The organism is Streptomyces sp. NPDC005494, assembly GCF_042872025.1.
Classification (GTDB): Bacteria; Actinomycetota; Actinomycetes; order Streptomycetales; family Streptomycetaceae; genus Streptomyces.
The window spans coordinates 729,158-749,027 of record NZ_JBIAJR010000001.1; the positions used below are offsets into that span (position 1 = coordinate 729,158).

17 protein-coding genes are annotated in these 19,870 nt (G+C 72.1%); 9 read left to right on the top strand and 8 right to left on the bottom strand.

The window, feature by feature from the left end; all coding sequences use genetic code 11:
• The first annotated feature begins 3 nt into the window (after window positions 1-3).
• Window positions 4-2,079: a molybdopterin oxidoreductase family protein gene (locus tag ACFYQ6_RS03350; RefSeq protein ID WP_388760147.1), complete on the top strand. Its 2,076-nt coding sequence runs from the start codon at window positions 4-6 to the stop codon at window positions 2,077-2,079.
• Here the strand turns inward: ACFYQ6_RS03350 and ACFYQ6_RS03355 are convergent.
• Genes ACFYQ6_RS03355 through ACFYQ6_RS03365 form a run of 3 tightly spaced genes read right to left on the bottom strand, consistent with a single transcriptional unit; the run spans window position 2,042 to window position 3,519 of the window.
• Window positions 2,042-2,506 carry a gamma-glutamylcyclotransferase family protein gene (locus ACFYQ6_RS03355; RefSeq protein WP_388760150.1) on the bottom strand — a complete coding sequence of 155 codons (465 nt, stop codon included), beginning with the start codon at window positions 2,504-2,506 and terminating at the stop codon, window positions 2,042-2,044. The genes ACFYQ6_RS03350 and ACFYQ6_RS03355 overlap by 38 nt on opposite strands.
• A gap of 43 nt (window positions 2,507-2,549) precedes the next feature.
• Complete coding sequence (gene cutA / locus ACFYQ6_RS03360) at window positions 2,550-2,888, bottom strand: divalent-cation tolerance protein CutA (protein ID WP_361571136.1); 339 nt, start codon at window positions 2,886-2,888, stop codon at window positions 2,550-2,552.
• Window positions 2,889-2,943: 55 nt separating this feature from the next.
• On the bottom strand, window positions 2,944-3,519 hold the full coding sequence (locus ACFYQ6_RS03365; protein WP_388760153.1) for an NADPH-dependent FMN reductase: 576 nt from the start codon (window positions 3,517-3,519) through the stop codon (window positions 2,944-2,946).
• 85 nt (window positions 3,520-3,604) lie between these two features.
• Here ACFYQ6_RS03365 and ACFYQ6_RS03370 point away from each other — a divergent pair, with 85 nt between their 5' ends.
• From ACFYQ6_RS03370 to ACFYQ6_RS03385, 4 genes are all read left to right on the top strand, one after another.
• Window positions 3,605-4,426 carry an aminotransferase class IV family protein gene (locus ACFYQ6_RS03370; protein ID WP_388760156.1) on the top strand — a complete coding sequence of 274 codons (822 nt, stop codon included), beginning with the start codon at window positions 3,605-3,607 and terminating at the stop codon, window positions 4,424-4,426.
• Between the two features lie 5 nt (window positions 4,427-4,431).
• On the top strand, window positions 4,432-4,908 hold the full coding sequence (locus tag ACFYQ6_RS03375; RefSeq protein WP_361571145.1) for a DUF5990 family protein: 477 nt from the start codon (window positions 4,432-4,434) through the stop codon (window positions 4,906-4,908).
• Window positions 4,909-5,265: 357 nt separating this feature from the next.
• A complete protein-coding gene (locus tag ACFYQ6_RS03380) occupies window positions 5,266-6,012 on the top strand; it encodes a hypothetical protein (RefSeq protein WP_388760159.1) in 747 nt (248 codons plus the stop codon).
• 22 nt (window positions 6,013-6,034) lie between these two features.
• Entirely contained in the window at window positions 6,035-6,667 is a 633-nt protein-coding gene (locus tag ACFYQ6_RS03385; protein WP_361571151.1) for a class F sortase, read from the top strand.
• 102 nt (window positions 6,668-6,769) lie between these two features.
• Here the strand turns inward: ACFYQ6_RS03385 and ACFYQ6_RS03390 are convergent, their stop codons facing one another.
• Window positions 6,770-7,561, bottom strand: a complete 792-nt coding sequence (locus ACFYQ6_RS03390; protein ID WP_145801644.1) for a TSUP family transporter — start codon at window positions 7,559-7,561, stop codon at window positions 6,770-6,772.
• Window positions 7,562-7,709: 148 nt separating this feature from the next.
• Between ACFYQ6_RS03390 and ACFYQ6_RS03395 the strand changes: the two genes are divergently transcribed.
• From ACFYQ6_RS03395 to ACFYQ6_RS03410, 4 genes are all read left to right on the top strand, one after another.
• Window positions 7,710-8,984: an NAD(P)/FAD-dependent oxidoreductase gene (locus ACFYQ6_RS03395; RefSeq protein WP_388760162.1), complete on the top strand. Its 1,275-nt coding sequence runs from the start codon at window positions 7,710-7,712 to the stop codon at window positions 8,982-8,984.
• On the top strand, window positions 8,984-11,569 hold the full coding sequence (gene nirB, locus ACFYQ6_RS03400) for a nitrite reductase large subunit NirB (protein WP_361571157.1): 2,586 nt from the start codon (window positions 8,984-8,986) through the stop codon (window positions 11,567-11,569). The genes ACFYQ6_RS03395 and nirB overlap by 1 nt, the downstream gene beginning before the upstream one ends.
• The gene (nirD, locus tag ACFYQ6_RS03405; RefSeq protein WP_356735282.1) at window positions 11,569-11,928 is read left to right on the top strand and encodes a nitrite reductase small subunit NirD; all 360 of its coding nucleotides are present in this window, start codon (window positions 11,569-11,571) and stop codon (window positions 11,926-11,928) included. Before nirB ends, nirD begins: the two co-directional genes overlap by 1 nt.
• 116 nt (window positions 11,929-12,044) lie before the next feature.
• Window positions 12,045-13,211, top strand: coding sequence for an alkaline phosphatase PhoX (locus tag ACFYQ6_RS03410; protein WP_388760165.1), 1,167 nt, complete (start codon window positions 12,045-12,047; stop codon window positions 13,209-13,211).
• Between the two features lie 154 nt (window positions 13,212-13,365).
• Here ACFYQ6_RS03410 and ACFYQ6_RS03415 read toward each other — a convergent pair whose 3' ends face one another.
• From ACFYQ6_RS03415 to dusB, 4 genes are all read right to left on the bottom strand, one after another.
• Window positions 13,366-13,782: a VOC family protein gene (locus tag ACFYQ6_RS03415; RefSeq protein ID WP_361571163.1), complete on the bottom strand. Its 417-nt coding sequence runs from the start codon at window positions 13,780-13,782 to the stop codon at window positions 13,366-13,368.
• Between the two features lie 134 nt (window positions 13,783-13,916).
• Window positions 13,917-14,933, bottom strand: coding sequence for an ArsR/SmtB family transcription factor (locus ACFYQ6_RS03420; RefSeq protein WP_388760168.1), 1,017 nt, complete (start codon window positions 14,931-14,933; stop codon window positions 13,917-13,919).
• 475 nt (window positions 14,934-15,408) lie between these two features.
• Complete coding sequence (gene ppdK, locus ACFYQ6_RS03425; RefSeq protein ID WP_361571168.1) at window positions 15,409-18,120, bottom strand: pyruvate, phosphate dikinase; 2,712 nt, start codon at window positions 18,118-18,120, stop codon at window positions 15,409-15,411.
• A gap of 574 nt (window positions 18,121-18,694) precedes the next feature.
• A complete protein-coding gene (gene dusB, locus ACFYQ6_RS03430) occupies window positions 18,695-19,843 on the bottom strand; it encodes a tRNA dihydrouridine synthase DusB (RefSeq protein ID WP_361571171.1) in 1,149 nt (382 codons plus the stop codon).
• Between the last annotated feature and the right edge of the window lie 27 nt (window positions 19,844-19,870).

Consider the following 19,870-nt stretch of genomic DNA (forward strand, 5'->3'; position numbering starts at 1 on the left):
CGTATGGCCAGCACCGAGACCTCCACCCACTGCCCGTACTGCGCCCTCCAGTGCGGGATGAAGCTGCGACCGGTCACCGACGGCGGGGTGGCCGAGGTCGTGGAGCGCACCGAGTTCCCCGTCAACCGGGGCGCGCTCTGCGGCAAGGGGCGCACCGCTCCCGCCGTGCTCGCCGCCGGGGTACGGCTCACCGGGCCCCTGGTGCGCGACACCCACGGTGAGCTGGTGCCGGCCGGCTGGGACGAGGCGCTGGAGCGGATCGCCGACGGGCTGCGCGGGACGCGGGCGGAGCACGGCGCGGACGCCGTGGGGGTGTTCGGCGGCGGCGGGCTCACCAACGAGAAGGCGTACGCCCTCGGGAAGTTCGCCCGGGTGGTGCTCGGCACCTCGCAGATCGACTACAACGGCCGCTTCTGCATGTCCTCGGCCGCCGCGGCGCACCAGCGGGCGTTCGGGCTCGACCGGGGGCTGCCCTTCCCGCTGGAGGACATCCCGAGGACCGGGTGCGTGATCCTGGTCGGCTCCAATCTCGCGGAGACGATGCCGCCCGCGCTGCGCTATCTGACGGAGCTGAGGGAGAACGGCGGCCGGCTGATCGTCATCGACCCGCGCCGCACCAGGACGGCGGAGCAGGCGGATCTGCATCTGGCGCCCCGGCCGGGCACGGATCTGGCGCTCGCCCTCGGCATGCTGCATCTGGTCGTGGCGGACGGGCGGGTGGACGAGGAGTTCGTCGCCACGCGTACGAGTGGCTGGGACGAGGCCAGGGCGGGCGCGATGGCGCACTGGCCGGAGCTGGTGGAGCGCCTCACCGGGGTGCCCGTGCCGCAGCTGCGCGAAGCCGTGGAGATGTTCTGCGGCGCGGAGACCGGGATGGTGCTCACCGCCCGCGGTCCCGAGCAGCAGGCGAAGGGCACGGACACGGTGGGGGCCTGGATCAACTTCTGCCTGGCCACCGGCCGCGCGGGCCGTCCGCTGTCCGGCTACGGCTGCCTGACCGGCCAGGGCAACGGCCAGGGCGGCCGGGAGCACGGTCAGAAGGCCGACCAGCTGCCGGGCTACCGCAAGCTCACGGACCCTGCGGCTCGCCGGCACGTGGCCGGGGTGTGGGGGGTCGACCCCGACTCGCTGCCGGGGCCGGGACGCAGTGCGTACGAGCTGCTGGACGCGCTGGGGCGGGATGTGCGGTCGCTGCTGGTCATGGGGTCCAACCCGGTCGTCTCGGCGCCGCACGCGGGGCACGTCGAGGAGCGTCTGCGGTCGCTGGACTTCCTGGCGGTCGCCGACGTGGTGCTGTCGGAGACGGCGGCGCTGGCCGATGTGGTGCTGCCGGTGACGCAGTGGGCGGAGGAGACGGGGACGACGACCAACCTGGAGGGCCGTGTGCTGCTGCGGCAGCGGGCGGTCATGCCGCCGGAGGGCGTACGGAGCGACCTGGAGGTGCTGAACGCGCTGGCCGCTCTCCTGGGGCACGGGAAGGGTTTCCCGGCCGTCCCCGAGGAGGTCTTCGACGAGCTGCGCCGGGCCTCGGCGGGCGGCGCAGCGGACTACGCGGGCATCACCTACGCCCGGATCGCGGCGGAGGACGGGGTGTTCTGGCCCTGCCCCGACGAGGGGCACGCCGGTACGCCGCGGCTCTTCCTGGAGCGGTTCGCGACGGACGACGGGCGGGCCAGGTTCGTCCCGGTCACGCACCGGCCGGCCGCGGAGGAGACGGACGCCGAATTCCCGGTGGTGCTGACGACCGGGCGGGTCGTGTCCCAGTACCAGTCGGGAGCGCAGACCCGGCGGGTCGCCGAGCTGAACGCCGCCGCGCCGGGGCCCTTCGTGGAGCTGCACCCGCGGCTGGCCGAGCGGATCGGGGTGGCCGAGGGAGAAACCGTGGCGGTCACCTCGCGACGGGGACGGGCGGTGGCGCCGGCGAGGATCACGTCGGCGATCCGGCAGGACACCGTGTTCATGCCGTTCCACTGGCCGGGCGAGGGGCGGGCCAACTCCCTGACCAACCCCGCGCTCGACCCGGTGTCGCGGATGCCGGAGTTCAAGGTGTGCGCGGTGCGGGTGGAGGCCGCCGGGTGAGCCAGTTCCCGCCGGGCACGGGCGTCCCGCCGGTGCGCAGCGAGCGGGCCACGGCTCCGGCAGCGAGATAGACCCAGGCCCGGACGGGCCCGGCGGTGCCGGGCGCGCCCGGGTCCGGGACCGGGAGGGCGGGGCGGGCCACCCGTTCGTACAGATTGCGCGGGTGGGCGGGGCCCAGGTACTGCTCCAGGTCGTCCAGCAGGGAGAGCAGTTCGGCGTACGTCGCGGGGTCGGCCGTGACCAGTGCGCCGTGGACCGTGCCGTGGCCCTCGACCGCGTACGGATAGCCGGGGCCCTCGTAGAGGAGGGCGCCCGGCAGCACCGCGGGCCGTTCCGCGCGTGTGCGGCCGCGCAGGAACCGGTCGTGGTTCGGCTCGCCGGGGAGCAGCGTGCCGTAGACGAAGAACGGCAGGCGGGGGCCGGTCACCGGGCGGCTCCGAGGGCCGGTCACGAGCCGCTGCGGGGGCCGGTCACAGAGCCGCTGCGGGGGCCGTCTCCGCCGCCACCCAGGCCAGATAGCGCCGGCTGCCGCGGACCACCGGGGTCGCGATGATCTCCGGCGTCTCGTAGTCGTGCGCCGCCAGCAGGTGCGCCTCCAGCTCGTCGTAGCGGTGCGCCGTCGTCTTGAACAGCACCTGCCACTCCTCGCCTGTCTCGACGGCGCCCTCCCACCGGTAGACCGAGGTGACCGGCCCCGAGATCTGGGCGCAGGCGGCCAGTCGCGCGTCCACCGCGTCCCGGGCCAGGGCGCGGGCCTTCTCCTCGCTGTCCGTCGTGGTCAGTACGGTCAGCGCTGCGGACTCGGTCATCTCGGTCTCCTCGTGCTCCCGGCGGGCGGCCCCTCGATTGTCGGCCCCCTCGATGTCAGCTGCCGTACGGGTGCCGGATCCTGGCCTCGCGCAGGGCCCGGCCCCACCAGACCAGCTGGTCGAGCATCCTCTTGGCCGCCCCGTCGGCCTGCGCGGGGTCCCGGTGCCGGCCCCGGTCGTCGAAGAGGGCGCCCGCGTTGTGGAAGGAGACGGTGTCGCGCACCGAGACGGCGTGCAGCTCCGCGAAGACCTGGCGCAGGTGCTCGACCGCCCGCAGGCCCCCGGAGACTCCGCCGTACGACACGAACGCGACGGGCTTGGCCTGCCATTCGGCGAAGTGCCGGTCGATCAGGCTCTTCAGCGGCGCCGGGTACGAGTGGTTGTACTCGGGTGTCAGCACGACGAAGGCGTCCGCGCGTGCCAGGTGCGGGACGGCACCGGCGGCGGGGCCGGCCGGATGTTCGGTCTCGGCGACGTCGACGAGTTCGGTCTCGATGTCCGGGTGGCCGGCGGCCCGGCTCAGGAACCAGTCGGCGACGACGGGCCCGAAGCGCCCCTCGCGGTTGCTGCCGAGGATGACGGCCACCTTCAGCGGGGCGGCGGACGGGGTGGGTGACGTGGTGAGGTCCATGCACGGAAGCCTCACACCTCAACCATGATTGAGGTCAAGCGCCGTTCGCTCGTGGTGCCGTGACACCGCGTTCTACCGTGGTGCCATGACGCATTCCGTGCCCGCCCCATACGTCGAGTTCGACGGCCGCCCCGCCACCGGGGACGATCTTCGGATCCCGGCCTTCGCCGGTTACGGCCACTTCACCGCGATGCAGGTCAGGGACGGCACGGTGCGCGGCCTGACCCTGCATCTGGACCGCCTGGACTCGGCGAACCGTGAGCTGTTCGGGCTTCCCCTGCACGGGGCGAGGGTGCGTGAACTGATCGGGCACGCGCTCGACGGCGCCGGCAGGCGGGACGCGTCGGTGCGGGTGCACGGCTTCCTGCCGCCGGGCAGCGAGGACACCGTGTCGATGGTGACCGTACGGGAGCCGGCACACATGACCACTGCGCCCCGGAGCCTGATGTCGGTGCCGTACGCGCGCTCGGTGCCGCACATCAAGCGCCCCGGCGAGTTCGGCCAGATGTACTACGGGCGGCTGGCCGAGCGCTCGGGCTTCGACGAGGCGCTGCTCACCTCGCCCGGCGGCCTGGTCACCGAAGGGGCGATCACCAACGTGGGTTTCTGGGACGGATCCCGCGTGGTCTGGCCGGACGCCCCCGCCCTGACGGGCATCACCATGGCGCTGCTGGAGACCGGACTCGCGCGGGCGGGCCGGCCCTCCGTCCGGCGCCCGGTGACACTGGAGGCGGTGGGCTCCTTCCGCGCGGCGTTCGTCACCAACTCGCAGGGCATCGCACCGGTACGCCGCATCGACGACACCCCCTTCGCCGTCGACGAGGAGCTGATGGATCTGCTGGAACAGGCCTACGCGGCCACTCCCGGGGAGACCGTCCGGCCGCCCCGGACACGTACGGGACGATGAGGCCCATGCAGATCCACATCGAGGCCTCCGCACTTCCGGGCCGCACCTGCGGCCCGGGCACCGACTTCGCCGGGTTCGAGAACATCCACGTCGGTGTCCAGCGGAAGGACCGGCCCGGCGAACTGCTCGGCCTGCACCCGGGCGACGCGCCACGCGCCGCCTGGACCCTGGACTGCGTCGCGACCCGGACCCCGGAGGGCGTCGAGGTCTCGGGCCCGTACATCCAGAACCGGTTCGGGGGGCGCTTCGTCCATTTGTCCTGGGGCACCGTGGACGCGGCGGGGACCTTCACCATGTTCCGGCGCGCCAAGCTGATGCTGATCGATGCCGGACCCGAGGTCCTGGAGGAAGCCGCGCGGTCGGGGCACCTCACCGCCCGACTGCGCCTGACCGACGACAGAGGGCTGCCCCGGTGCGCCCGTGTGCGGCCACCGGACATCACCTGGTCGGCCACGGACGGCAGGGTACGGGCCGGAGCCTGAGGCGCGGGCGCACACGACACCGCCCTCACGGGTCCCGGGGGGGGTGGACCGGTGAGGGCGGTTGCCGGGGGACCGGCGGGGGGGCTGCCGTCCCGTGGGGGGGGTATGGACCGTGTGCCCGGCCTTTCACGGTCCATACGTGTGGCCTGCGTCACACTCATGCGGCGGAGGTGTCACCCGATCGGCATCGAGCGGCCCCAGCGGGCGTACGCACCGCCTCGACCTGCACGGGACGCGGGAGGCGGGGGCGCCCCCCAGGGCCGGACGGGTGAAAGCTGACCAGGCGTCAGCATGCAGCGGACGGGCGGGGCCCGTTACCTCGGAGGCAGGACACATCCGTCTGCCCGGAGGATTCCCATGCGCAGCCCTGCCCGCCTCGTGACCGGTACCGCCGCCGCGGCCCTCACCGCCGCCGCGCTCGGACTCGCCGCCGCCCCGCCCGCCCACGCGGAGACGGACGTTTTCGGCAGAACCGGACAGGTCGCGGCGACAGCCGCCCCCGCCCCGGCGGAGTGCGGTCCCGGGGCCGTGGACGGCGGGACGGCGCTCCCCTGCGACACCGGCGGCGCGGAGACGGACCTGGAGGCGCCCACGGATCCGCAGGCGCCGGACGATCCGGAAGCTCCCGGGGACGCGGGCACCCTCGACGACCTGACAGCCCCTGAGGACCCCGCCGCCGCCCCCGAGGACCTCGGTGAGGCCGCCGGCACCCTGCAGGCCGGCGATCCGGAGGCGGCGGAAGGCCTCTCCGCGCTTCCGGGCTCCCCCTGGCCCGACACCGGCGAGGAGGGGGCCGGGGACGCCCCGGCGGAGACGGACGCCGGGGACGAGGCCGGCGCGACGGTACCCGGCACCCGGCCCGCCCCCGTGAGCCCTCCTGGGGCCGACCCCACCGGCCCCGGTTCCGCGAAGCCGCCCGTCCCCCCGCACGGCAGGCCGACGGCCTCGCCCAGCCGCCCCTCCGGGCACGTCGACACGGGTGTGGGCGGCAGTGCCGCCCCCGACACCGCGCAGCTCGCCGCGGGCGCGGGCCTCGTCGCGGCGGCGGGCGCCGGCGGCGCCCTGCTCCTGCGGAGGCGGCGCGCGGACGGCACCCGACGCTGAGGCGGCGACGAAGGACGGCGACGTGGACAGGACGGCTGTGAAGGCCAGGGCCTGGCTGGCGGGCATCGTCGCGCTGTGCGGCCTGTGGCTGGTGCAGAGCGGCGCGGCGATCCGGCTGATGGCACCCCAGCCCTCCACGACCGAGGCCTTCGCCGCGGGGCCCGAGCTCCGGCCGGGCTCGCCGGTCGCCGAGCCGCTGCGCCCTGCCGCACCGGTGCGGATCCGTATCCCCCGTATCGATGTGGACGCGCCCATGACGGGCCTCGGCCTGGGCGCCGACGGCAGACTCGACGCGCCGCCCGCCGACGACCGCAACCTCGCCGGCTGGTTCGAGGACGGCACTCCCCCGGGCGCCGAGGGCACGGCGATCGTCGCCGGGCACGTCGACAGCGCCGACGGTCCGTCGGTCTTCTACGGTCTCGGGTCCCTGAAGAAGGGCTCGCGGGTCGAGATCGACCGCCGCGACGGCCGTACCGCCGTCTTCTCCGTCGACGCGGTGGAGGTGTACGAGAACGACGACTTCCCCGACAAGCGCGTCTACGGCAGCACGCCCCACGCCTCGTTGCGGCTGATCACCTGCGGCGGCGGCTACACCCGTGAGACGGGCTACCAGGGCAACGTCGTGGCGTACGCGCACCTCACCGAGGTGCGGTGAGCGCTCCGGCGCACAACCCGGCCGAGGCCGAGACCATGCCGCGCCCGGGCCGCCCGGCAGCGGTGCTCCGCCGCGGTGAGCAGATCGCCCCCGTACCGGCGTTCAGGCCGTCCACTGGTCGAAGCCGAGCTTGGCCACGAGCGAGAACACCACGACCAGCAGGACGCCCCGGACGAAGTCGCTGCCCTTCCTGAGGGCCATCCGCGCCCCGAACATCCCGCCCGCCAGATTGAATACGGCCATCAGCGCGGCAAGCTGCCACAGGACGGTGCCCTGGTAGGCGAACATCGCCAGTGCGCCGCCGTTGGTGCAGACGTTCACGATCTTGGCGGTGGCGGACGCGGTGACCAGGTCGAGGTGGAGCACGGCGGTGAGCGCCAGCACCAGGAAGGTGCCCGTGCCCGGCCCGAACAGCCCGTCGTAGAAGCCGATACCGCCACCGACCAGCACGATCGCGGTGACGGTGCGGGCACGGGTGACCTTCCGCCCCGTGCCGTCACCCGCCGCCGCGGTGCCGAAGGACGGCCGCAGCAGTACGAAGGCCGCGACGCCGAGCAGCACCACCATGATCACCGGGCGCAGCACGTCGCTGCTGATGCCCGCCGCGAAGAAGGCACCGGTCATCGACCCGGCGAGCGCCATGAGCCCGATGCGTACGGCGGTGCCGACCTGGACCGGCGCCTTGCGTACGTAGGTGACGGCGGCCCCGGACGTGCCGACGATCGCCACCGCCTTGTTGGTGCCCAGGATGTGCGCGGCCGGGACGTGCGGGAGGCCGAGCAGCAGGGCGGGCAGGAGGAGCAGCCCTCCGCCGCCCACCACCGCGTCGATCCAGCCGGCCGCCGCGGCGGCCAGGCAGAGGAGGATCAGGGTGGTGAGGGTGATCTCAGGCATGCCCGGACCTTAAACAGATGGTGGGTACACCGTCCAACCGGCCGTGCCCGGCCCTCACAGAGGGCGTCCGGACGCGCTGAGCGCAAGGTTCCTCCCGGGAAACAGGAGGGATGCGGTCGGGTAACACCCACCGCGCACTCTCGTCGGTATGAGGACACAGACGGAGAACGCGGCGCGGGTGGTGGTGATCGGCGCCGGGATGGCGGGCGCACGCCTCGCCGCCCGGGTCCCCGGGGTCACCGTCATCGGCGAGGAGGCCCACGCACCGTACAACAGGGTGCTGCTGGCCGAGGTGCTCGCCGGCCGGTACGAGCCGGACGTCATCGCCCTGCCGCCCGCCGAGGTGCGGCGCGGGGTGCGGGTCGTGCGGATCGACCGGGCGGAGCGGCAGGTGCTCTGCGACGACGGCAGCGTCATCGGCTACGGGCGCCTGGTGCTGGCCACCGGCTCCAACCCGGTGCTGCCGCCGCTGCGGGGCCTGGGTCACGTACTGCCCGACGGGGTGCACCCCTTCCGCACCCTCGACGACTGCCTGACCCTGCGGGCCGCCGTACGTCCCGGAGTGCGCGCCGTCGTGATCGGCGGCGGGCTCCTCGGGGTGTCGGCCGCGCGCGCACTGGCGGAGTGCGGTGCCCAGGTGGTGCTGGCCCAGCAGGGCGAGCACCTCATGGAGCGGCAGCTGGACGCCGAGGCGGCCGGGATGCTGCGCCGGCACCTGGAGGCCCTCGGGGTCGAGGTGCACACCGAGTGCCGGGTGCGCGGACTGCGCTGCACCGACGGGGACACCCCGGCGGTGCGGGCCGTGGAACTCGCCGACGGCTACGAGCTGGAGGCCGAGATCACGGTGCTGGCCTGCGGCGTCCGTCCCCGGACGGGTCTCGCGCAGGCCGCCGGACTCGAGGTCCGCAAGGGCGTCGTCGTGGACGACGAGCTGCGCACCTCGGACCCGTACATCCACGCGGTCGGCGACTGCGCCGAACACGACGGGACGGTCTACGGGCTGGCGGGCGCCGCGCTCGAACAGGCCGACGTGCTGGCCGAGGTGCTGGCAGGACGTCCCGCCCGCTACGGGGGAACCCGGGCCCTGACCCGGCTCACCCTGCGCTCCCCCTCCGTCGCGCCCGTCCCTGCGGGAACCGTCGGAACCACCGGAGCCGCCGTCGTCTCCGGGTCCTCCGGCGGACTCGACCTGGCCGCCTTCGGCGACTCCCGTCCGATGCCCGGGGACGACGTGATCCGGCTGGCGGACGCCACCCGGGGCGCGTACCGCACGGTCGTCGTCCGGGGTGACCGGCTGGCGGGCGGGGTGCTGTTCGGCGATCTCGCCGCGGTCGGCACCCTCGCCCGGACCTGGCAGGACGACGAACCCCTCCCCGCCGACATGCCCTTGCTCCACCTGCTCACCAACGACGGAGGCTTCTGATGCCGGTGTCCACTCCCCCGACCGCCCCCACCGCAGGCGTGCCGACGATCGTGGTCGTCGGGCACGGCATGGTCGGACAGCGGTTCCTGGAAGCGCTCGCCGACCGCGGCCTGACCCCCGCCGCGGGCACCGCGAGGGTCGTGGTGCTGTGCGAGGAGCCCCGCCCCGCGTACGACCGGGTACAGCTGACCTCGTACTTCTCCGGGAAGACCCCGGAGGACCTCTCGCTCGTCGAGGCCGGCTTCATGGAGCGCCACGGCATCGAGCTGCGCGTCGGTGACCCGGCTCAGAGCGTCGACCGTGAGGCGCGCACCGTCACCGCGCGTTCCGGGGAGACCTTCTCCTACGACACGCTGGTGCTGGCGACCGGCTCGTACCCCTTCGTGCCGCCCGTCCCCGGCAAGGACGCCGAGGGCTGTTTCGTCTACCGCACCATCGAGGACCTCCTCGCGATCGAGGAGTACGCGAAGACCGCGAAGACCGGCGCGGTCGTCGGCGGCGGGCTGCTCGGCCTGGAGGCCGCGGGCGCCCTGAAGGGCCTCGGACTCGACACGCACGTCGTGGAGTTCGCGCCCCGGCTGATGCCGGTCCAGGTCGACGAGGGCGGTGGCGCCGCGCTGCTGCGCACCATCGAGAACATGGGCCTGACCGTCCACACGGGCGTCGGCACCCAGGAGGTCACCGCGGGCGAGGACGGCCGGGTCGACGGCATGTCCCTGTCGGACGGCTCCTCGCTGGAGACCGATCTCGTCGTCTTCTCCGCCGGTGTGCGCCCCCGGGACCAGCTGGCCCGCGACTGCGGTCTGGCGGTCGGCCCGCGCGGCGGCATCATCGTCGACGAGGAGTGCCGCACCTCCGACAGCGACGTCTTCGCGATCGGCGAGTGCGCGCTGGCCTCGGACGGCCGGGTCTACGGGCTGGTGGCGCCGGGTTACGAGATGGCGCTGGCCGTCGCCGAGGTGATCGCGGGCAACGCGGCCTCCTTCACCGGGGCAGACCTCTCCACCAAGCTGAAGCTGCTCGGCGTGGACGTCGCCTCCTTCGGGGACGCGCACGGCGCCGCCGAGGGCTGCCTCGACGTGGTGTACTCCGACTCCCGCTCCGGGGTCTACAAGAAGCTGGTGATCGGCCAGGACGGCACACTGCTCGGCGGTGTCCTGGTCGGTGACGCGGACCAGTACGGCACGCTGCGGCCCATGACCGGCACGGTCCTCCCGGTCGCCCCCGAGCAGCTGGTGCTGCCGGCCGGTGCGGGCGGCCCGGTCACCCTGGGCCCGTCCTCGCTGCCCGACGAGGCCGTGATCTGCTCCTGCCACAACGTCACCAAGGGCGCGATCTGCGAGCACACCACGCTGCCCGAAGTGAAGAAGTGCACCAAGGCCGGTACGGGCTGCGGCAGTTGCGTGAAGGTCATCGGGCAGCTGCTGCCCCAGCCCGAGGACCAGGGGCTGTGCGGCTGCTTCGAGTACACCCGCAGCGAGCTGTACGAGATCGTCCGCACCCTCGGCGTCACGACGTACGCCTCCCTCCTCGACTCGCACGGCCGTGAGGCGGCCCGCGGCGGTGACGGCTGCGAGGTCTGCAAGCCGACCGTCGGTTCGATCATCGCCTCTCTGGCCCCGACTGTCGGCGCGAGCGGTTACGTCCTGGACGGCGAGCAGGCGGCCCTCCAGGACACCAACGACCACTTCCTGGCCAACCTCCAGCGCAACGGCTCGTACTCGATCGTGCCGCGCATCCCGGGCGGTGAGATCACCCCGGAGAAGCTGATCGTGATCGGTGAGGTGGCCCGCGACTTCGGCCTCTACACGAAGATCACCGGCGGTCAGCGCATCGACCTCTTCGGCGCCCGGGTGGACCAGCTGCCCCTGATCTGGACCCGGCTGGTCGACGCCGGCTTCGAGTCCGGGCACGCGTACGGGAAGTCGCTGCGCACGGTCAAGTCCTGCGTGGGGCAGACCTGGTGCCGCTACGGAGTGCAGGACTCGGTCAAGATGGCCATCGACCTGGAGCTGCGCTACCGCGGTCTGCGATCCCCGCACAAGCTGAAGTCCGCGGTCTCGGGCTGCGCCCGGGAGTGCGCGGAGGCCCGCGGCAAGGACTTCGGGATCATCGCCACGGCGCAGGGCTGGAACCTCTACGTAGGCGGCAACGGCGGCGCCACACCGCGCCACGCCGACCTGCTCGCCCAGGATCTCTCCGACGCCGAACTGGTCCGCCTCATCGACCGGTTCCTGATGTTCTACATCCGCACGGCGGACCGTCTGGAGCGCACCTCGACCTGGCTGGACCGCATCGAGGGCGGCCTGGACCACGTGCGGGACGTCGTCGTGCACGACTCGCTCGGTCTCTGCGACGAACTGGAGCGGCTGATGGCCGACCACGTCGCCGGTTACCGGGACGAGTGGGCCGAGACCATCAACGACCCGGAGCGGCTGCGGCGCTTCGTGACCTTCGTCAACGCCCCCGACGCCCCCGACCCCTCGGTCAAGTTCGTCCCGGAGCGCGACCAGGTCAAGCCCGACCTGGACATCCTCGCGGGCCCGGTGCTCGCCATCCGTACCCTTGAAGGGACCCCTTCCTGATGACGACCCAGATGATGGAAACGGCGCAGGACACCCGGACGATCCAGCTCGCGGACGGGGACGGCTGGCTCACGGTCTGCGACCGTGCGCTGCTCACCCCGGGGCGCGGAGTGGCGGCGCTCCTCCCGGACGGCCGGCAGGTGGCGCTGTTCGTGGACCGGGCGGGGCGCGCCTACGCGATCGACAACCGGGATCCGTTCACCGGGGCGTACGTCCTCTCCCGGGGCCTGATCGGCTCCGCGGAGGGCCGGCCGTTCGTCGCGTCGCCTCTGCTGAAGCAGCGCTTCGACCTGGAGACGGGCGCCTGCCTGGACGACGACGAGGTCACGGTGCCCGTGTTCGCGGTCCGCGCGGACTGACTGCGGTCCGTTCATCTCGATTCGACGCTCCGTCAACCGCGTGCCTCTACTGTCCTGACGTTCGACCCGCCGGGCCGACCGGACCGGCGGGCCCGCACGTCACCCGTGGAGTGATCGTGGAACGTCGGACCTTCTTGCGCACGGCCGTGATCGGCAGCTCGGCAGCGGCATTCGGCGGCACCCTGTGGCGGGGTGCCGCCTTCGCCGATCCCGCCCAGCCGGCCACCGGCCCCTACGGTGCGCTGCAGGCGGCCAACAGCAACGGCATCCTGCTGCCGAGCGGCTTCACCAGCAGGATCATCGCCCGTTCGGGACAGACCGTCCCCGGCACCTCGTACACCTGGCACAGCGCACCGGACGGCGGCGCCACCTTCACCGACGGCAGCGGCTGGATCTACGTCTCCAACGCCGAGGTCTCCGCGAGCAGCGGCGGCGGAGCGAGCGCGGTGCGCTTCGACTCCTCGGGGACGGTGACCTCCGCGTACCGCATCCTGTCCGGCACGAACACGAACTGCGCGGGTGGCAGGACCCCCTGGAACACCTGGCTCTCCTGCGAGGAGGTCACCCGCGGCTTCGTGTACGAGACCGACCCGTGGGGGGTGAACGCCGCGGTGCAGCGCCCCGCGATGGGCCGCTTCAAGCACGAGGCGGCGGCCGCGGACCCCGACCACGGCTACGTCTACCTGACCGAGGACGAGACGGACGGCCGTTTCTACCGCTTCCGTCCCACCACCTGGGGCAGCCTCGCGAGCGGCACCCTCCAGGTGCTGGTGGCCGGGACGGCCACCAGCGGCCCGGTGACCTGGACGACGGTCCCCGACCCGGACGGCTCCCCCACCCAGACCCGCTACCAGGTCTCCGGTGCCAAGGTCTTCAACGGCGGCGAGGGCTGCTTCTACGCGGCGGGCACCTGCTGGTTCACCACCAAGGGCGACAACAGGGTGTGGGCGTACGACGCGAACGCCTCGTCCCTCTCCCTCGTCTACGACGACTCGCTCGTCACGGGCGGCAGCGCCCCGCTGACGGGTGTCGACAACGTCACCCGCGCCGCGTCCGGCGACCTGTACGTCGCGGAGGACGGCGGGAACATGGAGATCTGCCTGATCACCCCCGACGACACGGTCGCCCCGTTCCTGCGGATCAGCGGCCAGTCCTCGTCGGAGATCACCGGCCCCGCCTTCTCCCCGGACGGCAGGCGCCTGTACTTCTCCTCGCAGCGCGGGACGAGCGGCAGCTCGTCGGGCGGCATCACCTACGAGGTCACGGGGCCGTTCCGGTCCTGACGGGTAGCGGGAGGCTGCCGCGGGCACCCGCCCTGCGGCAGCCTCCCGGCGCGGGCGTCAGGACTGCCGCGCGGGCGCCCGCGCTGCGACAGCCTCCCCGGCCGGGCGTCAGGACTGCCGCGGGCACGCCCTGCGGCAGCTGCCCTCACCGGCGTCAGGACTGTCCCTCGACGGCGGCCGGGTCCATCCACACGACCTCCCAGATGTGGCCGTCCGGGTCCTGGAAGGACCGGCCGTACATGAAGCCCTCGTCCATGGGGTCGTTGGCGGGCGAGCCGCCGTTGGCCAGAGCGGCGTCGGCCATCTCGTCGACCTTCTCGCGGCTCTCGGCGCTCAGGGCGAGGAGGACCTCGGTCGTCCTGCCCGCGTCGGCGATCTCCTTCTTGGTGAACTCCTTGAAGCGCGGCTCGGTGATGAGCATCGAGAAGATCGTGTCGCTGATGACCAGACACGCGGTCGTCTCGTCGCTGAACTGCGGGTTGAAGCCGAAGCCGAGCTTCGAGAAGAAGTTCTTCGACGTCTCCAGGTCCTTGACCGGCAGGTTCACGAAGATCATCTGAGGCTGGGTCATGATGGTTCCACTCTTCCGTCCGGCACCCTGCGGTGCTCCCCCGCGCTCCGTACGAGCGCTTACGAGGGGTAGACGGCGGTGGCGGGCAGAACTCATCGTTCGGGGCGGGGCCGGTTCGCCCGGGACGTCCGCGGTCAGGACACAGGGAGCGGCGCCCCGCCCCTGAGCAGTGCCGCCCCCAGCGGCGTGAGCGTGTGCAGGACCGAGCTGCCGTGGCGCAGGGTGCGGACCAGGCCCGCCTGGCGCAGCACACAGGCGTGCTGGCTCGCCGACGCGAGCGACACCCCGGTCCTGCGGGCCAGTTCGCTGGTGGTACAGCCCTGGCCTATGGAGCGCAGCACCGTGGAACGGGTGTGGCCCACGAGCCTGCCGAGCCAGGGTCCGGGCTCGGCGAAGACCGGGGCGCCCGGATGGGTGACGGGATAGACGAGCACCGGCGGCAGGCCCGGGTCGCGGTAGACGACGGGGGTGCCGCGGCAGAAGAACGACGGCTGGAGCAGCAGGCCCCGTCCGTCCAGGCGCAGCTCCCGGTCGACGGGGTAGTCGGCCTCCAGCACGGGGGCGCGCCAGCGGATCATGGAGGGCAGGCCGGCGAGGAGCTCGTCCGCACCGCCGTCCAGCAGCGCGCGCCCCCGGACGGCCCGGTCGGCCTCGACACAGGCACGGATGTGCGGCCAGTAGGGCTCGACCGCGGCGCGGTGGTAGTCCCGCAGCGTGGTGATGAGACGGCCCAGGGGCTCCGTACGCCCCTCGGCGAGCGCCTCCAGCAGCGCGGCACCGGACGGGGCTCCCGAGGACGCCCGCCGCATCCGGGGGGCCTGCTGCGCGAGGAGTCCGGTCTCCTCGCGGATCCGGTCCGCCGCGGTGTCGCGCAGCGCCTCCATTCCGGCGTCGAGCCCGAATGGTTCGGCGCCTTCTTGAGAAGGCGTCAGGAAGTCGGGGAAATAGCCGCGGGGTGGAACGACCGTGGCCAGCAGACGTGCTTCACCATTCAACCGTGCGCGGGATTCCGCGCGCCATTTACCGAACACCGTGGAACCCCGGCGGTCCCTCAGCCGGTGGAAACTGAGAATGGTTTCCCACATCGCGTCCGGCCTCGTGGCCATCCGCACACGCGAAAGGTCCACTCCGGACACATGGATACGCAGCACCGAACCCCCTGTTGCAACCGCAATTCCCCCTGCCGAAGCGTATGCGGGGCGTCACAGGAGGTCACCACGGGGTTTCGGCCACAGTTGAAATGCCTCGCCCGCATCGACGCCACCCGAAAAGCTGTACGACGTCGGGTACGCATCCGGCGTCACCGAAAGAGCGGGTGGGGGCCGTGGGGGGCTTCGCCCGTTCGGCGGCGGTGCGCGACGGTGCGGCTCCGTACCCGGCGGCGGTAAACGGGTGCGGCCCGGGGATGGGGATCCCCGGGCCGCATCCCGGCGTGACGCCCGGGATTTGCGCACCGAACGCCGAAAAGAAACGAACGTGAACGGTTCGCCATTCAATTGACGAAGCGGCGGCACCCCCGCACAGGGTGCCGCCGCTTCCTGGTAATCCGGCTCCGCCGTCGGACCGATGAGGGTCGATGTCATCCGATGGCGGCGCCGGAGTCGTGCCGGGGGCCGTGCGCCGGCCTCAGCGGCTGTCGCTGCCCCTGGATTCGGCGGCGGCCCTGCCCGCCTCCAGCCGCGCCACGGGAATGCGGAACGGCGAGCAGGAGACGTAGTCGAGGCCCACCTCGTGGAAGAAGTGCACCGACTCGGGGTCCCCGCCGTGCTCACCGCAGATGCCGAGCTTGAGGTCCGGGCGGGTGGCCCGGCCGGCCTCCACGGCGCTGCGTACGAGGGAGCCCACGCCGTCCTTGTCGATGGTCTCGAACGGCGACACCCCGAAGATGCCCTTCTCCAGGTACGCCGTGAAGAACGAGGCCTCCACGTCGTCGCGGGAGAAGCCCCACACCGTCTGGGTGAGGTCGTTCGTGCCGAAGGAGAAGAACTGTGCGGCCTCCGCGATCTGACCGGCGGTCAGCGCGGCGCGGGGCAGCTCGATCATCGTGCCGATCTTCAGCTTCAGTTCCGTGCCGGTCGCCTCCTCGACCTCCGCGATGACCTGGTCGGCCTCCTCGCGGACGATCTCCAGCTCCTGCACCGTGCCGACGAGCGGGATCATGATCTCGGCGCGCGGGTCGCCCTTGGCGTTCTTGCGGTGCGCCGCCGCTTCCGCGATCGCCCGCACCTGCATCGCGAACAGACCGGGGATGACCAGGCCGAGGCGCACTCCGCGCAGGCCCAGCATGGGGTTCTGCTCGTGGAGCTTGTGCACGGCCTGGAGCAGCCGCAGATCGTTCTCGTTGGCGTCCTTGCGGGACTCCGCGAGCGCGACCCGCACCGAGAGCTCGGTGATGTCGGGCAGGAACTCGTGCAGCGGCGGGTCGAGCAGCCGGACGGTGACGGGGAGCCCGTCCATCGACTCGAACAGCTCGATGAAGTCGGCCTTCTGGAGGGGCAGCAGTGCGGCCAGCGCGGCCTCACGCTCGTCGTCGGTGTCCGCGAGGATCAGCTTCTCGACCATCTCGCGGCGCTCACCGAGGAACATGTGCTCGGTGCGGCACAGGCCGATGCCCTGGGCGCCGAAGCGCCGGGCCCTCGACGCGTCCTCGGCGTTGTCCGCGTTCGCCCGCACGCGCAGCCTGCGCACCCGGTCCGCGTACGCCATGATCCGGTGCACGGCGGCGACGAGCTCGTCGGCGTCGTCGGCGCCCGCGTGCATGCGGCCCTCGAAGTACTCGACGACCGGGGACGGTACGACCGGTACCTCGCCGAGGTAGACCTTGCCGGTGGAACCGTCGACGGAGACGAGGTCGCCCTCCTCCACGACGGTGTCCCCGACGGTCAGCCGGCGGCGCTTGGTGTCGACCTCGATCTCCTCGGCGCCGCAGACACAGGTCTTGCCCATGCCGCGGGCGACGACGGCGGCGTGCGAGGTCTTGCCGCCGCGCGAGGTCAGGATGCCCTCGGCGGCGATCATGCCGTCGAGGTCGTCGGGGTTGGTCTCCCGGCGGATGAGGATGACCTTCTCGCCCGACCGCGACCACTTGACGGCGGTGTACGAGTCGAAGACGGCCTTGCCCACGGCCGCGCCGGGTGACGCGGCGATGCCACGCCCCAGCAGCACGCTGGCGGCGCCGTGGTCGAAGCGGGGGAACATCAGCTGCGCGAGCTGTGCGCCGTTGACCCGCTGCAGCGCCTCGGCCTCGTCGATGAGGCCCTGGTCGACGAGCTGGGTGGCGATGCGGAAGGCGGCACCGGCGGTGCGCTTGCCGACCCGGGTCTGGAGCATCCAGAGCTGGCCGCGCTCGATGGTGAACTCGATGTCGCAGAGATCCTTGTAGTGGGTCTCCAGCGTCTCCATGATCTTCATCAGCTGGTCGTACGACGCCTTGTCGATCGACTCCAGCTCGGCGAGCGCCACCGTGTTGCGGATACCCGCGACGACGTCCTCGCCCTGCGCGTTCTGCAGGTAGTCCCCGTAGACGCCCTGGTGGCCGCTGGCCGGGTCACGGGTGAAGGCGACGCCCGTGCCGGAGTCGGGGCCGAGGTTGCCGAAGACCATGGAGCAGATGTTGACGGCCGTGCCGAGGTCGCCGGGGATGCGCTCCTGGCGGCGGTAGAGCTTGGCCCGGTCGGTGTTCCACGAGTCGAAGACCGCCTTCACGGCCAGGTCCATCTGCTCGCGCGGGTCCTGCGGGAACTCCCGCCCGGCGTCCCGGGTGACGATCTCCTTGAAGCGCTTGACCAGCTTCTTCAGGTCGGCCGCGTCCAGGTCCACGTCCACCGTGACGCCCTTGGCCTCCTTGGCGGCCTCCAGCGCCTCCTCGAAGAGGTCGCCGTCGACGCCGAGCACGGTCTTGCCGAACATCTGGATGAGGCGCCGGTAGGAGTCCCAGGCGAAACGCTCGTCGCCGGCCTGGGCGGCGAGGCCCACGACCGAGGCGTCGGAGAGGCCGATGTTGAGGACCGTGTCCATCATGCCGGGCATGGAGAACTTCGCACCGGACCGGACGGAGACCAGCAGCGGGTCGTCGGCCTGGCCGAGCGTCTTGCCCATCCGCCGCTCCAGCGCCGCGAGGTGTGCACCGACCTCGTCACGCAGCTCAGCCGGCTCCTCGCCACTGTCGAGGTAGACCTTGCATGCCTCGGTCGTGATGGTGAAGCCGGGAGGAACCGGCAGCCCGAGATTGGTCATCTCGGCGAGGTTGGCACCCTTGCCGCCCAGAAGATCTTTCAGATCCTTGTTGCCCTCGGTGAAGTCGTAGACGAACTTCTGGGGGTCTTTGTTTTCCGACACGGGTCTCGACTCCTCGAGGACGCGGTGGCTGCCCTGACGGCGAGGAACATACCCAGATCGAAGGTGTCTGGGTACGGCCACTTGCGCGTCATGAGGTCTCAACCACCCGTCCGCCAGCAGATCGAAAGTGATGCCCGGACCCCGCGCGAGGCGGGTGTTCATTCACTTCTTGAATGAATCACTACGCTGCGTCACGTCATCTCGCACTCTTCGGACCCACGGTCACGGATGGCTTGATCGATCAAAGTAAAGTCGACTGGCACCCAGTGCCATCATTTGAGAAGTACAGCTAGCCTTTGAGCGCTCATCTGAGCCAAACACCCCTCAGGGGTGGCGAGAATCACGCCCCCACCTCCGCTCAGATGTCACCATCCGGACGCCCTCGGGGCGGCAGCCGGACACCTGTCCGCCACCCACTGACCACTGCGAGTGACAGCGGGTCACGAGCGGAGAGAAAACACGCCCGCCGCCCGGTCGATCCGCCGGGGAACGCGCCACCCGGACCGACAAAAGCCCGCTCATGTGAGCGGGCTCCTGTTCGGGGGCACTCGGTGCCCCACAGACGGGCGGGCGCTCAGCCGCCCGAGGTGTCCAGCTCCGCGTCGGCGCTCACGCCCGCGCAGTCGTACGGGTCCTTGAGCCAGCCGTCGGGCAGCGCCACGCGGTTGTTGCCGGACGTACGCCCCCGGGGGCCGTCCGCGCTCTCCGGCCAGGGCTGGTCCAGGTCGAGTTCCTGGAGCTGGCCGCCGAGCTCCTCCAGCGAGGAGGTGACCGCGAGCTTCCTGCGCATGTCCGAGCCGACCGCGAAGCCCTTGAGGTACCAGGCCACGTGCTTGCGGAAGTCGATCACGCCCCGGCTCTCGTCACCGATCCACTCCCCCAGGAGCGTCGCGTGGCGCAGCATGACGTCCGCGACCTCGCGCAGGGTGGGCGCCTGCCTCGTCCCGGTGCCTTCGAAGGCGCTGACCAGGTCGCCGAAGAGCCAGGGGCGTCCCAGGCAGCCACGGCCGACGACCACCCCGTCGCAGCCGGTCTCGCGCATCATCCGCAGGGCGTCGTCGGCGCACCAGATGTCGCCGTTGCCGAGGACGGGGATCTCCGGGACGTGCTCCTTGAGCCGCGCGATGGCGTCCCAGTCCGCGGTGCCGCCGTAGTGCTGCGCGGTGGTCCTGCCGTGCAGGGCGACGGCGGTGATGCCCTCCTCGACGGCGATACGGCCGGCGTCGAGGAAGGTGATGTGGTCGTCGTCGATGCCCTTGCGCATCTTGATGGTGACCGGGAGCTCGCCCGCCTGCGCCACGGCCTCACGGAGGATCGCCCGGAGCAGGGGCCGCTTGTACGGGAGCGCGGAGCCTCCGCCCTTGCGGGTGACCTTGGGGACGGGGCAGCCGAAGTTCAGGTCGATGTGATCGGCGAGGTCCTCGTCGACGATCATGCGGACCGCCTTGCCGACGGTGACCGGGTCCACTCCGTACAGCTGGATGGAGCGCGGGGTCTCGCTCGCGTCGAAGTGGATGAGCTGCATGGTCTTCTCGTTGCGCTCGACCAGCGCCCGCGTGGTGATCATCTCGCTGACGAACAGCCCCTTGCCGCCGGAGAACTCTCGGCACAGGGTGCGGAAGGGCGCGTTGGTGATGCCGGCCATGGGGGCGAGCACGACCGGCGGCTGCACCGTGTGCGGGCCGATCCGGAGCAGCGGGAGGGCGGGGGCGAGCGTGGTCATTGCCCCATTGTCCCGCACCCCGGCGGC